This is a genomic window from Streptomyces sp. NPDC017993, assembly GCF_044328065.1.
Lineage (GTDB): Bacteria > Actinomycetota > Actinomycetes > Streptomycetales > Streptomycetaceae > Streptomyces.
Window position 1 is genome coordinate 332693 of the sequence record NZ_JBIRGO010000001.1, and the last position, 13814, is coordinate 346506.

The 13814-nt window shown below is 70.9% G+C and carries 12 protein-coding genes; 10 read left to right on the forward strand and 2 right to left on the reverse strand.

Translation table 11 applies throughout. The annotated features are described in order from the left end of the window. The first annotated feature begins 79 nt into the window (after positions 1–79). The 8 genes from ACH4FH_RS01625 (at position 80) to ACH4FH_RS01660 (ending at position 9261) form a co-directional block, all read left to right on the forward strand. Positions 80–388 carry a hypothetical protein gene (locus ACH4FH_RS01625; protein ID WP_398553697.1) on the forward strand — a complete coding sequence of 103 codons (309 nt, stop codon included), beginning with the start codon at positions 80–82 and terminating at the stop codon, positions 386–388. Beyond that, complete coding sequence (locus ACH4FH_RS01630) at positions 385–738, forward strand: hypothetical protein (RefSeq protein ID WP_398553698.1); 354 nt, start codon at positions 385–387, stop codon at positions 736–738. Before ACH4FH_RS01625 ends, ACH4FH_RS01630 begins: the two co-directional genes overlap by 4 nt. A gap of 147 nt (positions 739–885) precedes the next feature. Next, the gene (locus tag ACH4FH_RS01635; protein WP_398553699.1) at positions 886–1833 is read left to right on the forward strand and encodes an LLM class F420-dependent oxidoreductase; all 948 of its coding nucleotides are present in this window, start codon (positions 886–888) and stop codon (positions 1831–1833) included. Positions 1834–1929: 96 nt separating this feature from the next. After that, a complete protein-coding gene (locus tag ACH4FH_RS01640) occupies positions 1930–2727 on the forward strand; it encodes an SDR family NAD(P)-dependent oxidoreductase (RefSeq protein ID WP_398553700.1) in 798 nt (265 codons plus the stop codon). 227 nt (positions 2728–2954) lie between these two features. Next, the gene (locus ACH4FH_RS01645; RefSeq protein ID WP_398553701.1) at positions 2955–4082 is read left to right on the forward strand and encodes an LLM class flavin-dependent oxidoreductase; all 1128 of its coding nucleotides are present in this window, start codon (positions 2955–2957) and stop codon (positions 4080–4082) included. A gap of 88 nt (positions 4083–4170) precedes the next feature. Next, positions 4171–5910, forward strand: a complete 1740-nt coding sequence (locus ACH4FH_RS01650) for an amidohydrolase family protein (RefSeq protein WP_398553702.1) — start codon at positions 4171–4173, stop codon at positions 5908–5910. Next, positions 5907–7382 carry an aldehyde dehydrogenase family protein gene (locus tag ACH4FH_RS01655; protein ID WP_398553703.1) on the forward strand — a complete coding sequence of 492 codons (1476 nt, stop codon included), beginning with the start codon at positions 5907–5909 and terminating at the stop codon, positions 7380–7382. The genes ACH4FH_RS01650 and ACH4FH_RS01655 overlap by 4 nt, the downstream gene beginning before the upstream one ends. A gap of 298 nt (positions 7383–7680) precedes the next feature. Next, on the forward strand, positions 7681–9261 hold the full coding sequence (locus ACH4FH_RS01660) for an APC family permease (RefSeq protein ID WP_398553704.1): 1581 nt from the start codon (positions 7681–7683) through the stop codon (positions 9259–9261). A 176-nt stretch (positions 9262–9437) separates the two neighbouring features. Here ACH4FH_RS01660 and ACH4FH_RS01665 read toward each other — a convergent pair whose 3' ends face one another. Beyond that, positions 9438–9836 carry a VOC family protein gene (locus ACH4FH_RS01665; RefSeq protein ID WP_398553705.1) on the reverse strand — a complete coding sequence of 133 codons (399 nt, stop codon included), beginning with the start codon at positions 9834–9836 and terminating at the stop codon, positions 9438–9440. A gap of 92 nt (positions 9837–9928) precedes the next feature. Here ACH4FH_RS01665 and ACH4FH_RS01670 point away from each other — a divergent pair, with 92 nt between their 5' ends. Next, the gene (locus tag ACH4FH_RS01670; RefSeq protein WP_398553706.1) at positions 9929–10918 is read left to right on the forward strand and encodes a helix-turn-helix transcriptional regulator; all 990 of its coding nucleotides are present in this window, start codon (positions 9929–9931) and stop codon (positions 10916–10918) included. Positions 10919–11007: 89 nt separating this feature from the next. Here ACH4FH_RS01670 and ACH4FH_RS01675 read toward each other — a convergent pair whose 3' ends face one another. Beyond that, positions 11008–12525, reverse strand: a complete 1518-nt coding sequence (locus tag ACH4FH_RS01675) for a CehA/McbA family metallohydrolase (protein WP_398553707.1) — start codon at positions 12523–12525, stop codon at positions 11008–11010. A gap of 390 nt (positions 12526–12915) precedes the next feature. On the opposite strand from ACH4FH_RS01675, the gene ACH4FH_RS01680 reads away from it, so the two are divergent. Further along, the gene (locus ACH4FH_RS01680) at positions 12916–13740 is read left to right on the forward strand and encodes a TIGR03619 family F420-dependent LLM class oxidoreductase (RefSeq protein WP_398553708.1); all 825 of its coding nucleotides are present in this window, start codon (positions 12916–12918) and stop codon (positions 13738–13740) included. Positions 13741–13814 lie beyond the last annotated feature (74 nt).

Here is a 13814-nt window from a genome sequence, read left to right on the forward strand (position 1 = left end):
TCGTCAAGTGACTACCGATGACCCCCGTGGCCGCGCGAACGGCCCAGGGGCATGGCCAACCTGAAGGAAGCAGGTCAACGTGCCGGACTTTCTCTCCCGAACCTTGGAGCGGCTGCTGCGGTTCCTGCAGTCGCCGCTGAACCGCCGTCGGTTAGCAGCCACGGACCTCATCATCGAGTCCCGGGAGGCCGTTTCGTCCGGGGCGCTGTCCCGCGTACCGATGCTGCGCGGTGAGGACACCGTCATGGTGCGCCCCTACCTCGTGGCGCACGAGCGTCGGCAGGCCCTGCGGCATCGGCTCGCCCATCCGCATGCCTCTCGGGTCGTTGCGCACGGCGTGGAGCTCGGCCCTTGGTCGGGCCTCGGCATGCAGGTGGTCGCGCGATGACTGCACCGCAGGGAACGCGGCTGCTGCCATGGTCGACGCCGGAGGGTAAGACCTGCCTCCTGGTGGGTGACGGCTCGGGGCTCGTCTCCCGTGTCGCGGACAGCGTCGAATCCGTTCAGCTCGGCATGGCGGACGAACTTCTCGGCCATGCGGCCGACATGCTCGGTGATTGCAAAGCCACTGCCGAGGAGCTGCGTTTCCTCGCGCGTCGCCTGACCGAGGCGCTGCAGGACGTATGCCGCGTGGCCGAGAGCAGGGGCGCGCGGTTGCCCGTACCGAACCGGGGTCAGTGCGACGGGGATGCCACGAGCGCCGCATCCGTCAGCGGCGCAGCAAATCCGCGTCCGTAACCCGCCGGTGTACCTGCCGTCTCTGAGCGGTGCTGTGGGTGGCGAGGCGTGGGGCTACGTGCCCCCTGCCCCTTGCCTCATGGCTCGGCAGGCAGCACGATGACCGCACTCGTTATTTGACGGTGCGTCAGATCAAGGGGGTCCGGCATGTCACAGGTGCTGCCGCAGAGGCGACTGGCGTACGGCATGCAATTGCCCGTGCAGTCGCAGAGCACCCTGTACGCGGAGAGCTGGGAGGCCGCGGCCGGGCCCGCCGATCTGGTGGAGGTGGCGCGGGTCGCGGACCGGTGCGGGTTCGCGTACATCGCCTGCTGCGAGCACATCGCGATACCTCGGCGGCTGGCCGACTCGATGAGCACGGTCTGGTACGACCCGGTGGCCACTCTCGCGCATCTGGCGGCCGTCACCGAGCGGGTCCGGCTGCTCAGTCATGTCGCGGTCGTCGGACTCAAGCACCCGTTGGTCAGCGCCAAGCAGTACGCGACGCTGGACCGGCTTTCCGGCGGGCGGCTGATCCTCGGTGTCGGCGCCGGGCATGTGCGGGAGGAGTTCGAGGCGCTGGGTGTGCCGTTCGCCCGGCGCGGTGCGGTGCTCGACGAGACCATCGACGCGCTGCGGGTGGCGCTCGGCCCGGCGGAGTTCCCCGAGTTCAAGGGCGCGCGGTTCGAGTTCTCCGGCCTGGGGCAGGCGCCGCGGCCGGTGCAGGCGCCGCCGCCGGTCTGGGTGGGCGGCTCCTCGCCCGCCGCCGTGCGCCGGGCCGCGCTCCGCGGGGACGGCTGGCTGCCGCAGGGCGACCGGCGGGAGCAGCTGCCGGCGCAGATCGGGACGCTGCGGCGGCTGCGGGAGGAGGCGGGCGTCGAGCGGGCGGTGGAGATCGGGACCATTGCCGAGCCGCTGTACGTGGGCGATCCGTCCTGGCACGTCGGGCGGCGGACCCTCTCGGGCGCCCCGGAGCGGATCGCGGAGTCGCTGCGGGAGTACCGCGCGATGGGCGTGACGCAGCTCCAGGTGCGGTTCCGCAGTCGCAGCAGAAGTGAACTGACCGACCAGATGGCCGCGTTCGCCGATGACGTCGCGGTGCATCTCGGCGGCTGAGCAGGGCTCCCGGTGCGGGAAGGGCCGGGCCGGCGGGGCGGAACGCACGGACCGGGCGCGCGCGGTCGCGCCGCAGGAGAGCGCGGGGAGACGGATATGGGCAAGCTGGACGGGCGAGTCGTCATCGTCACGGGCGCGGCGCGCGGGCAGGGCGAACAGGAGGCGCGGCTCTTCGCCGCGGAGGGCGCGCGGGTCGTGCTCGGTGACGTCCTGGACGGGCCCGGCGAGGCGCTGGCCAAGGAGCTGGGGGAGGACCGGGCCCGGTACGTCCCGCTGGACGTGAGCCGGGAGGCGGACTGGGAGGCCGCGGTCCGCACCGCCAAGGCGGCGTTCGGCAAGGTCGACGGGCTGGTCAACAACGCCGGGATACTGCGCTTCAACGAGCTGGTTTCCACCCCGCTGGAGGAGTTCCAGCAGGTCGTCCAGGTCAATCAGGTCGGTGCGTTCCTGGGGATGAAGGCCGTCGCGGCGGAGCTGGCGGCGTCCGGCGGCGGGACGATCGTGAACACCGCGTCGTACACCGCGTTGACCGGCATGGCCTTTCTGACGTCCTACGCGGCGACGAAGGCGGCGATCGTCGGGATGACGCGGGTCGCGGCGATGGAGCTCGCGGGGCAGGGGATCCGGGTCAACGCGATGTGCCCGGGTGCCGTCGACACCCCGATGACGAACCCGGACCGGGTCGCCGCGGACGGCGGCCCGAAGGCGCCCGACGAGGCCGGCAGCGCGGCGCTGGACGAGTTCTACGGGAAGGTCGTCCCGATGGGGCGGATCGGGCAGCCGGAGGAGGTCGCCAGGCTGGCGCTCTTCCTGTCGTGCGAGGACTCCTCCTACATCACCGGTCAGCCGTTCGTCATCGACGGCGGGTGGCTGGCGGGGGTGTCGGTCCTCTGACACGGCGCGCCCTCCGCGACGTCAGCTGACGCGTCATCAGGTATTGACGACGCGTGCGGCCGGTGCGAGAGTCGCGATCTGACGGTACGTCAGGTATCCGGCGGGCCGGACCGGGCCAACCGGGTCAGCTACATCGGCCACGTCGGCCACTTCGGTCACATCGCGGCGGTGACACGGACACCCATCTTCCGGGGGGCGACCCCCGCACCCCGAAGGAGTGAACACCCATGGAATTCGGGCTCTTTGTGCAGGGCTATGTGCCGGCGGCGCGGGCGGAGGTCGACCCGGAGGCCGAGCACCACGCGCTGATGGAGGAAACCGAGTACGTCATCCAGGCCGACAAGTCCGGCTTCAAGTACGCCTGGGCCTCCGAGCACCACTTCCTGGAGGAGTACTCCCACCTCTCCGCCAACGACGTCTACCTCGGCTACCTCGCGCACGCCACCGAACGCATCCACCTCGGCTCCGGCATCTTCAACCCGCTGGCCCCGGTCAACCACCCGGTCAAAGTCGCCGAAAAGGTCGCCATGCTCGACCACCTCTCCGAAGGGCGCTTCGAGTTCGGATCGGGGCGCGGCGCGGGCAGCCACGAGATCCTCGGATTCATGCCGGGCGTCACCGACATGAACCACACCAAGGAACTCTGGGAGGAGACCATCGCCGAGTTCCCCAAGATGTGGCTCCAGGACGAATACGTCGGCTTCAAGGGCAAGCACTGGGAACTGCCGCCGCGCAAGGTCCTCCCCAAGCCGTACGGGAAGTCGCACCCGGCCATGTGGTACGCCGCCGGCTCCCCCTCCTCCTACGCCATGGCCGGCAAGAAGGGCCTCGGCGTGCTCGGCTTCAGCGTGCAGAAGGTCTCCGACATGGAGTGGGTCGTCGACTCGTACAAGACCGCCGTGAAGGAAGCCGAGGCGATCGGCGACTTCGTCAACGACAACGTCATGGTCACCTCGACCGCCATCTGCGCCGAGACCCACCGCAAGGCCGTCGAGATCGCCGTCGGAGGCGGCCTCAACTACCTCCAGTCCCTGCTGTTCCGCTACCACGACACCTTCCCGCGGCCGGACGGCATACCGGAGTGGCCCGAGCTGCTGCCCGAGTACACCGAGGAGATCATCGAGCTGCTGATCTCCGAGGAGCTGATGATCTGCGGCGACCCGGACGAGGTACTCCAGCAGTGCAAGCGCTGGGAACAGGCGGGCGCCGACCAGCTCTCCTTCGGTCTGCCCATCGGCGTCAGCCGCGAGGACACGCTCAATTCGATCAAGCTGATCGGTGAGCACGTCATCCCGAAGATCGACACCGACCCGGTGCACCGCACCACGCGCTTCCGCCAGGCAGCGGGCCACTGAGCCGGAGCACCGAGGCGGGCAGGGAGCGGCGCCCCGGCCGGGCCGGGCGCGCCCCCCTCCCCGCACCCAGCGAGAAGGGATCCACGTCATGCTCGACCACCTGATCAAGGGCGCAACCGTCGTGGACGGGACGGGCGCCCCCGGCCGCGCCGCCGACCTCGGCATCCGCGACGGACGGATCGCCGTCGTCGCCGCCCCCGGCACGGTCACCGAACCCGCCCGCACCAGCGAGGACGCCACCGGCCTCATCCTCGCCCCCGGCTTCGTCGACCCGCACACCCACTACGACGCGCAACTGTTCTGGGACCCCTACGCCACCCCCTCGCTGAACCACGGCGTCACCACCGTCGCGGGCGGCAACTGCGGATTCACCCTCGCTCCCCTGCACCCCGACCGCCCCGACGACGCCGACTACACCCGGCGGATGATGAGCAAGGTCGAGGGCATGTCGCTGGTCGCGCTGGAGGAAGGCGCGCCCTGGAACTGGCACGGCTTCGGCGAATACCTCGACGCCCTCGAAGGCCGTATCGCGGTCAACGCCGGCTTCATGGTGGGCCACTGCGCGCTGCGGCGGTACGTCATGGGCGCGGACGCGATCGGCGGGCAGCCGACCGAGGAGCAACTGGCCGCCATGCTCGCCCTGTTCCACGACGCGATGGACGCCGGCGCCTGGGGGCTGTCCACCACCCAGTCCGCCACCCACTCCGACGGCGACGGCAACCCCGTCGCCTCCCGGCACGCCCGCCCCGCCGAACTCCTCGCCCTCTCCCGGGCCGTCGCCGACCACGAGGGCACCCAGCTCGAAGCCATCGTCGCCGGCTGCCTCGACCAGTTCGACGACGACGAGATCGACCTCCTCGTCGAGATGTCCGCGGCCGCCGGACGCCCCCTGAACTGGAATGTGCTGACCATCGACGCGGCCGTACCGGAACGGGTGCCCCGCCAGCTCATCCCCAGCGAACGGGCCCGCAAGGCCGGCGGCCGGATCGTGGCACTCACCATGCCGATCCTCACGCCCATGAACATGTCCCTCGGCACGTTCTGCGCGCTGAACCTCATCCCGGGATGGGGCGACATCCTCGGCCTGCCGATACCGGAGCGGACAGCCGCACTCCGCGACCCGGACGTACGGGCGGACATGCTGCGCCGCGCCGCAAGCAAGGAAGCAGGCGTCTTCCGCCGGCTCACACACTTCGACCGCTACGTCATAGGCGACACCTACTCCGCGGCGAACGACGGCCTCAGCGGCCGGGTGGTCGGCGACATCGCCGCCGAACGCGGGCAGGAAGCCTTCCACTGCCTCGTCGAGATCTGCGCCCAGGACGAGCTGCGCACGGTGCTGTGGCCCATGCCCACCGACAACGACCCGGCCAGCTGGGCGCTGCGCCAGGAGACCTGGGAGCACGAGGACGTGCTGCTCGGCGGCTCGGACGCCGGCGCGCACCTGGACCGCATGTGCGGCGCCCCCTACACCACCCGCTTCCTCGGGGACTGCCTGCGCGGACGCAAGCTCGTCGGCCTGGAACGGGCCGTACAGATGCTGACCGACGATCCCGCCCGGCTGCTCGGCCTGCGTGAGCGCGGCCGGATCGCCGAGGGCCACCACGCCGACCTGGTGCTCTTCGACCCCGAACGGATCGACGCCGGCCCCGCGACGCTGGTGCACGACCTGCCCGGCGACAGCCCGCGGCTGGACTCGCGGGCACTGGGCATCGTGAGCGTACGGGTCAACGGGGTGGAGACGATCCGCGAGGACGTGGTGACCGGCGCGGTACCGGGCACCGTACTGCGGTCGGGACGGGACACCGAGACCGTGAGCACCCGGTGAGCGGTCGCGAGGCGGCGGAGCGGCTGTTCATCGGCGGCGAGTGGATCGAGCCGGAACTCGGTCACTACGCGGTGCGCAACCCGGCCACCGAGGAGGTCGTCGGCAGGGCCCCGGAAGCGAGCCCCGCGCAGGTGGCGGCGGCGGTGGCAGCGGCCCGCGACGCGTTCGAGAGCTGGTCGCGCACCGCCCCGGAGGAGCGGGCGTCGATCCTGGACCGTGCCGCGGAGGTGATGCGCCGCGAATTCACCGGCTACGCCGCGCTGGCACAGGCGGAGAGCGGCGCGACGACCGGCACCGCGCGCGCCATGCAGGTGGGCGTGGCCGTGGCCCGCTTCAAGCGCTACGCGCGCGGCGCCCTGGAGCCGGTGGAGACCGGACTGCCGCCGCAGATCAACGAGGCGGGGCCGTTCGGGAAGGCGGGCGTCCTCGGGGCGCTCGCGGTACGCCGCCCGGTCGGCGTGGTCACCTGCATCACCTCGTACAACAACCCGTGGGCGAATCCGGCGGGCAAGGTCGCGCCGGCGCTGGCGATGGGCAACACCGTCGTGGTGAAGCCCGCCCCGCAGGATCCGCTGTCGGTCTTCCGTATGGCGGAGGCGCTGGCCGAGGCCGGGGTGCCGCCGGGGGTGGTCAATGTCGTCACCGGGGCGCGGCCGGAGGTCGGCGAGGCCGCGGTCGCGGCGGACGGTGTGGACATGGTCAGCTTCACCGGTTCCACCGCCGTCGGACAGCGGATCGCCCAGGAGTGCGGCCGGGGGATGAAACGGCAGCTGATGGAGCTGGGCGGCAAGGGCGCGGCGCTGGTCTTCGACGACCTGGACGACCAGGGGCTCGCGGCGGCGGTGGCCGGCATCGGCACCACCTTCTCCTTCTACAGCGGCCAGATCTGCACCGCGCCGACCCGGGTGCTGGCGCAGCGCGGTGTCTACGAGCGGCTGGTGGACGGGCTCGCGCGGTACGCGTCCGCCCTGAAGGTCGGGGATCCGACGCGGCCGGACACGGTCGTGGGGCCGGTGATCTCCGCCGCGCACCGGGACCGCGTCGAGTCCTATGTGGAACTGGCCGCGAAGGAGGGCGCGCGGCTGGTCACCGGGGGCGAGCGGCCGGGGTGCGAGCGGGGCTTCTATGTGGCGCCGACGCTCTTCGCGGACTGTACGCACACGATGCGGGTGGTCCGCGAGGAGATCTTCGGCCCGGTGGTGGTGGTCGTGCCCTTCGACGACGAGGAGGAGGGCATCGCACTGGCCAACGACAGCGACTACGGGCTGCTGGACTACGTCTGGTCCGGCGACGCGGCCCGTGCCTTCCGGGTGGCCGGGCGGTTGCGGGCCGGCGGGGTCGGGATCAACACGGTCGGGCGGAACATGGAGGCGCCGTTCGGCGGCTTCAAGCGCAGCGGGGTGGGGCGTGACGTGGGCTCGTACGCGCTGCACGCCTATAGCGAGCTGCAGTCGCTGGTGTGGCCGGGGTGAGGCGGATGCGGCAGGGGTGAGGCGGGGGGGCGAGGCCCGGGAGAGGCGGGGGGGGGGTGAGGCCCGGGAGAGGCGGGTGGAAAACCGGATGGGAAAATTTTGAACCTGGACAAAACGGACGGTGCTGCGGTTCTCGCAATGCGGAAAACGTGCATCAGAGTGGGTAAGTTGAAGGTGCTGGGTGCGATTGACCTAGCTATTGGTAGATCAACTTCGCTGAATTGCCTGCATGTTAAAGGTCACTCCGGCGGAGGATCACCTTCCGGATACGGAAACAGCAGCGCTTAACGTCCTGTTCATGGTTCAGGTAGACGCCCGGCCCCAGACCGGAGACACGGTAAGGAGCGTCGGCAACAGCGGCGGCGACACCCGCAACGGCGACACCCGCAACAAGGGGCTCAGCGGCAACTCCGTCGGCTTGCTCGGCAGCGCGGTCATCGGCGTATCGACCGTCGCACCCGTCTACTGCCTCACCTCCACCCTCGGCCCCACCGTCGGGGAGGTCGGGCTCCAGATGCCCGCCGTCTTCCTCGCCGGCTTCCTGCCGATGCTGCTCGTCGCCTTCGCCTACCGCGAGCTCAACAAGGCGGTGCCCGACTGCGGCACCTCCTTCACCTGGACGGTCAAGGCATTCGGGCCGCGCGTCGGCTGGATGTGCGGCTGGGGGCTGGTGATCGCGACGATCATCGTGCTCTCCAACCTCGCCGGCGTCGCCACCTCGTTCTTCTATCTCCTGCTCGGCGAACTGACCGGCAGTCAGTACATCGCAGACCTGGACGGCAACCGGGTCGCCCATGTGGCCACCTGCCTCGCCTTCATCGCCGTCGCCACGGCCATCAGCTACCGCGGCATGACCGCCACCAAGGGCGTGCAGTACGCGCTGGTCGGCCTGCAGCTCGCGGTGCTCGCCGTCTTCGTCGTGATGGCGCTGATCAAGGCGCAGTCCGGCGACTTCGCCGGCTCCATCGACTTCTCCTGGACCTGGCTCGACCCGTTCGCCGTCCAGTCCTTCTCCGCCTTCACGGCCGGCCTGTCGCTCTCGATCTTCATGTTCTGGGGCTGGGACGCCTGCCTGACGGTCAACGAGGAGACCGCCGGCAGCGCGAAGACTCCCGGCCGCGCCGCCCTGCTGGCCATGATCGTGCTGATCGGCTCCTACCTGCTGACCGCCGTCGCCTCGCAGATGTTCTCCGGCGTCGGCGACAAGGGCGCGGGGCTCGGCAACCCGGACACGTCCGACAACGTCTTCGCGGCCCTCGCCAACCCCGTCATGGGGCCGGTGCTCGGTGTGCTGCTCTTCGTCGCGGTGCTCGCTTCGGCCGCCGCCAGCCTCCAGACCACCTTCATCCCGGTCGCCCGTACGGTCCTGGCGATGAGCGCGTACGAGGCGCTGCCGCCGTCGTTCTCCAAGATCCACCCGCGGTTCCAGTCGCCGGGCAAGGCGACCATCGCGGCGGGTGTCGCCACCGGAGTCTTCTACTCCGTGATGAGCTTCCTCAGCGAGAACGTGCTCATCGACACCATCTACGCGCTCGGCCTCATGATCTGCTTCTACTACGCGATCACGGCCTTCGCCTGCGCCTGGTTCTTCCGCCGCGACCTGCGGAACTCGTTCCGCGACCTGATGTTCAAGGGCGTCTTCCCGGCGCTCGGCGGGGTCCTCCTCGCGGCCGTCTTCTTCAAGACGCTGATCGACATGTGGGACCCCGCCTACGGATCGGGCAGCGCGGTCTTCGGCGTCGGCTCCGTCTTCGTCATCGGCGTCGGCCTGCTGCTCGTCGGCTTCGTGATCATGCTGGTGATGCAGCGCCGCAGCCCGGCCTTCTTCCGCGGCCAGGTCCTGACGCGCTCGACGCCGGCGCTGGTGGTCGAGGACTAGGCGGGCTGGTCACGGGGCGCGAGGAGTGGTCGCGCAGGCCGTCCTCGCCGTGCGCGCACCAGCGGGAACAGCAGTTGGTCAGGCAGTGGCGCGATTCCCCGACCTCGGCAGCGACGTGCCTGATCGGCCGGCCGGCCGGGTTCACAAGGCTCCCGCGTGAGCGACTGCGCCTGGCGTCACCGCGCGAACTTCTCGATGGCCGTTGCGGTGACGGGGGTGAAGAAGTTGACGAGGTTGCCGTCGGGGTCGCGGAACAGCAGCGACCGGTTGCCCCAGGGCATCGTGGTGGGCTCGGTGACGAACTCGGTGACGAAGCCCGTCAGGTTCTGGTGAACACGGTCCACGTCGTCGACGCGGAACTCGGTGATCACGCTGCGGTTGTCCGCCGGGCGGGCAGAGCCCGGGGCGAACAGCGGGACGGTCCGGGTGCCGGCGATCGCGAGGGTCGCGTGGGGCGTCTTGAGTTCGGCGAAGTCCTCAGTGGCCCACCTCGCCGGCACCCCGGTGACGCGCTCGTAGAACTCGACGAGGCGCGCGACATCGCTGGTGATGATGCGAATCGAGACGAAGTCCATGGTGATCTCCTTGGCTGATGGAGTTGCTCCACGCCGCACGCTAGGAGAAATAGGGGACAGAATCCGTCCTGTATTCGCCATAGGCTGTGCACATGTCCCGCCCCACCGGCCGTGTGCTGACACTCCTGGAGCTGCTGCAGTCGGGCGGCACCCGGACCGTGGCCGAACTCGCCGACCGACTCGGCGTTGATGGGCGCACCGTGCGGCGGTATGTGGACCAGCTGATCGACCTCGACCTGCCCGTGGAGTCGGTGCGCGGCCGCTACGGCGGATACCGGCTCGCCCCTGGGCACCGTCTGCCTCCGCTCATGCTCAGCGACGACGAGGCGCTGGCCGTGCTGCTCGGCCTGGTCGCCGGCCGCCGAGCAGGGCTGATGACGGCGGGTCATACCGCGAGTGAGACGGCATCGGCCAAGATCCGGCGGGTACTTCCCAAGCACCTCGCCCGTCGGCTCGACACACTCCTGGAATCTCTCGCCTTCACGGATCAGCCCGGTGAGTTCGCCACCCCGGACGCCGGGGTCCTGCTCACCATCGCCGACGCGGTACGCCACCGCCGGCCGGTCTCGATCAGATACACCGACCGCGACGGCCGCCGCAGCGAACGCACGCTGCACGCGTACGGGATCGTCGCCCACGCGGGCCGGTGGTACGTCACGGGCAACGACCCGGAGATCGGCGAGGACCGAACCTTCCGGCTCGATCGCATCGCGGACGCGAGGACCCTGCCCGGCTCGTTCGAGGCGCCCGTGGGTCCCGATCCGGCACAGCAACTGTTGTCAGGGTTCGCCACGGCTGAGTACCGGCATGAGGTGACCTTGCGGATCCACGGGACCGTTGAGCAGATCCGCGCCCACCTTCCCGCCGGCGTCGCGCGCCTGGAGGAGCATTCGCCCACGGCGGACGAGGACCGGGCGACCGAGCGCTGGCTGCGCGTCGAACTACGGGCGGAGCGGCTCGACTGGTTGCCTCCGGCACTCGCCTCACTAGACCGGCCGTTCGTCATCGAGCGCCCCGATGAACTGCGCGACCTCGTCATCGCGCACGCCGAACGCCTCGCGTCCCACGCCCGCCAATCCTGACGGTGAGGAGCCGGTGCCATGAGAGGGCACCGCAACCCCAGATCGCCCCGCGTCACCCCGGACTGTCCCCCCCCCGCTGCGCCCCCGCCTCACGCCCCGTCGAGGAAGACCGGGTTGGTCAGGGCCGCCATCGGGCCGGGCAGTCCAGGTGTCGTCGGTGGATGGCGGACCTCCGCGCGGACGTACGCGGCGTTGTCGGGGGTGGTCTGCCAACTGACGGTGCCCGTGCCGGATTCCGGCAGTGGCGCCGTGAACAGGCGGCCCTGGTCGGTGACGAAGGAGGCCGTGCAGCCCGGGGCGCCCCGGACCCGCAGCCGGGCGGTGACCTTCGACGAACGGGGGGCCGCCAGCCGCTCACCGATACCGGCGACCTGGCCGCGCTCCCCGATGACGGTGAACTCCACGTCGACCGCGGACGACTCGGCGATCCATACCCGGCCCGCCCGTATGCCCTCCAGCAGCGCGCGCCGGGACAGATCGTCGGCCAGTACGACGGTCTGGGGGAGGCCGATGACATCCGGGTCGCGGTGGGCGTCGCTGTGGCCGACGGCCGGCAGCCAGGCCCCGCGCCCGCGGGTGTGGGCGACGAGGGTGTTGTCCCACTCGGCGAGGGTGACCTCGTCGTCGGGGGTGTACGGGCCGTTCCACACCTCCACCGCATCGGCGTCGTTGAGGCCGAACTTCCAGTTGCAGCCGATGCACGTGGCGTGCGGGTGCGCCGGGATGACCAGGCCACCGGCCCGCCGGATGGCGCGGGCGTACTTGCCGAAGGCGTTGTCGCGGGCACGGTAGCGCCAGTCGATGAAGACGCCGGGGTCGGTGCCCATCGCCACGACGTGGCCGTTGCGGGTGGTGACCTCCTCGCCGGTCAGGATCAGCAGGTCATCGCCCCACAGTCCCTCCCAGGCGCGGTGCGAGGACGTGGTGTTGTGCTCGGAAGTGGTGAGGAAATCCAGCCCGGCGGCGCGGGCCAGCGCCGCGATCTGCGCGGGAGTGCGCTTGCCGTCGGAGTGGACGGAGTGCAGATGGTTGTCGCCGCGGTACCAGGCGCGGCCCCGCCCCCGGGCGCGCTCGGGTGGGTAGCGGGGAGGCGGGGTGTGCCCCGGCGGGCCGTGCCGCAGCGTGACGGTCACGTCGTAGGACAGCCCCTGCGGGGCTACGGTGTACGGGCCGAGGGCGATATGCCAGGTGCCGGCGTTGACGGGGCCGGGAAGATAGCCGGGGGTGGCGTCGTCGGCGCGCAGGAAGAACTCCGTACGCGCCCCGCCCGACCAGCCGCGGAAGCCCGCCCCACCGAGATCCGTACCGCGTTCGTCGAAGATGCCGATGTCGCAGGCGTTGCCTGCCGTGCCCTCCGGGACGGTGGGCTTGTCGTAGGTGTAGGAGACGGCGATCTCGCGGACACCGCGCGGTACTTCGACCGGGAGGTAGACGAAGTCCGGCGCGCCCGTGGGCAGATGGCCGGTGATCCGGCGGGTCTGCTCGGCCCGGTCGTCCCCGGGCCGGCCGTCTGCGGGTGCCGCGTCGGCGAAGCTCACAGGTCCGAGCGTAAGCGCGCCCGTGGCGCCCGCAACCGCCGAAAGTCTCAGAACATCGCGTCGTTCCATCCCGCCCCCTGGCCGTCGGTTCCCCTGGTGTCACTCTCGTGTCGCTGTCGCCGTCACTTCTGTGGTACGTGTCGGCCGGTGGTGGTGCCGCCGGCGCCGTGCTTGGCGCCATGGGTGCCGCTTCGCCGTGGTGGGTCTGCGGGGGCCGGCACGGGCCCCGTCCGCTTCTCGTCCGTGTGGTGCGGCCTGCGGTTTCGCAGCGCCGGTGGGGCCTCGCGCCGACTCCGTCCTTCGACGCGCCCCGGTTTCTCCGTCTCGCCGTGTGTCGCTTCGTTTCGCCGTGTGAAAACTGTTGTACGCGGCCGTGACACGGAGGGAAAGCCCTGTGGATAACCGCCGGTCGGTACGGCAACATTCGGTCCCCCATACGCCTGACGCGGAGGTGCGCCCATGCGGATCGCGACCACGATCTTCCTGACCGACGAGACGATCCGGCCCGACCGGCTCGCCCGCGAGCTGGAGCAGCGCGGCTTCGCCGGTCTCTATCTGCCCGAGCACACCCACATCCCGGCGAGCCGCGACACCCCCGCGCCGATGGGTGAGCCGCTGCCCCGCGAATACGGCCGCACGCTCGACCCGTTCATCGCCCTCGGCCAGGCGGCCGCCGTCACCGAGCGGCTCGGCCTGGGCACCGGCATCACCCTCGTCACCCAGCACGACCCGGTCGACCTCGCCAAGCAGGTCGCCACCCTCGACTTCCTCTCCGGTGGCCGCTTCACCCTCGGCGTCGGCTACGGCTGGAACGTCGAGGAGGCCGCCGACCACGGTGTGCAGTGGTCGACGCGGCGCGAGCTGACCCGTGACCGGGTGGCGCTGATGCGGGCCCTGTGGGCGGCGGAGCCCACCGCCTACAAGGGGGAATTCGCGTCCGTGCAAGCGTCCCTCGCCTACCCCAAGCCCGCGCACGGCGCGCCGCGCACGCTGCTGGGCGGCGCAGCCGGGCCCAAGCTCTTCGCGCAGATCGCCGAGTACGCGGACGGCTGGCTGCCGATCGGCGGGCGGGGACTGACCGAGACCGTGCCGGTGCTGCGGCAGGCGTGGCAGGACGCGGGGCGCAGCGGCGAGCCGGTCGTCGTGCCGTACGCGGTGCGCCCGTCGGCCGGGAAACTGGCGCACTATCGCGAGCTGGGAGTGTCGGAGGTGGTGCTGCAACTGCCACCGGCCGGGGAGGCGGAGGTGCTGCGGACCCTGGACGACTTCGCCCAGTTCCTGTGACCGGCGGGGCGGGATGGCTGCTGAGCGGCCGAGGCAGGGTGGTGGTTTCGGCCAAGGTTCCGGCGTGGCGTAGG

Coding starts and splice junctions, on each gene's coding strand:
- ACH4FH_RS01640 (WP_398553700.1), top strand. CDS start 1,930: ATGGGCAAGCTGGACGGGCGAGTCGTCATCGTCACGGGCGCGGCGCGC.
- ACH4FH_RS01665 (WP_398553705.1), bottom strand. CDS start 9,836: ATGGACTTCGTCTCGATTCGCATCATCACCAGCGATGTCGCGCGCCTC.
- ACH4FH_RS01680 (WP_398553708.1), top strand. CDS start 12,916: ATGCGGATCGCGACCACGATCTTCCTGACCGACGAGACGATCCGGCCC.
- ACH4FH_RS01675 (WP_398553707.1), bottom strand. CDS start 12,525: ATGGAACGACGCGATGTTCTGAGACTTTCGGCGGTTGCGGGCGCCACG.
- ACH4FH_RS01645 (WP_398553701.1), top strand. CDS start 2,955: ATGGAATTCGGGCTCTTTGTGCAGGGCTATGTGCCGGCGGCGCGGGCG.
- ACH4FH_RS01670 (WP_398553706.1), top strand. CDS start 9,929: ATGTCCCGCCCCACCGGCCGTGTGCTGACACTCCTGGAGCTGCTGCAG.
- ACH4FH_RS01635 (WP_398553699.1), top strand. CDS start 886: ATGTCACAGGTGCTGCCGCAGAGGCGACTGGCGTACGGCATGCAATTG.
- ACH4FH_RS01660 (WP_398553704.1), top strand. CDS start 7,681: ATGGTTCAGGTAGACGCCCGGCCCCAGACCGGAGACACGGTAAGGAGC.
- ACH4FH_RS01650 (WP_398553702.1), top strand. CDS start 4,171: ATGCTCGACCACCTGATCAAGGGCGCAACCGTCGTGGACGGGACGGGC.
- ACH4FH_RS01630 (WP_398553698.1), top strand. CDS start 385: ATGACTGCACCGCAGGGAACGCGGCTGCTGCCATGGTCGACGCCGGAG.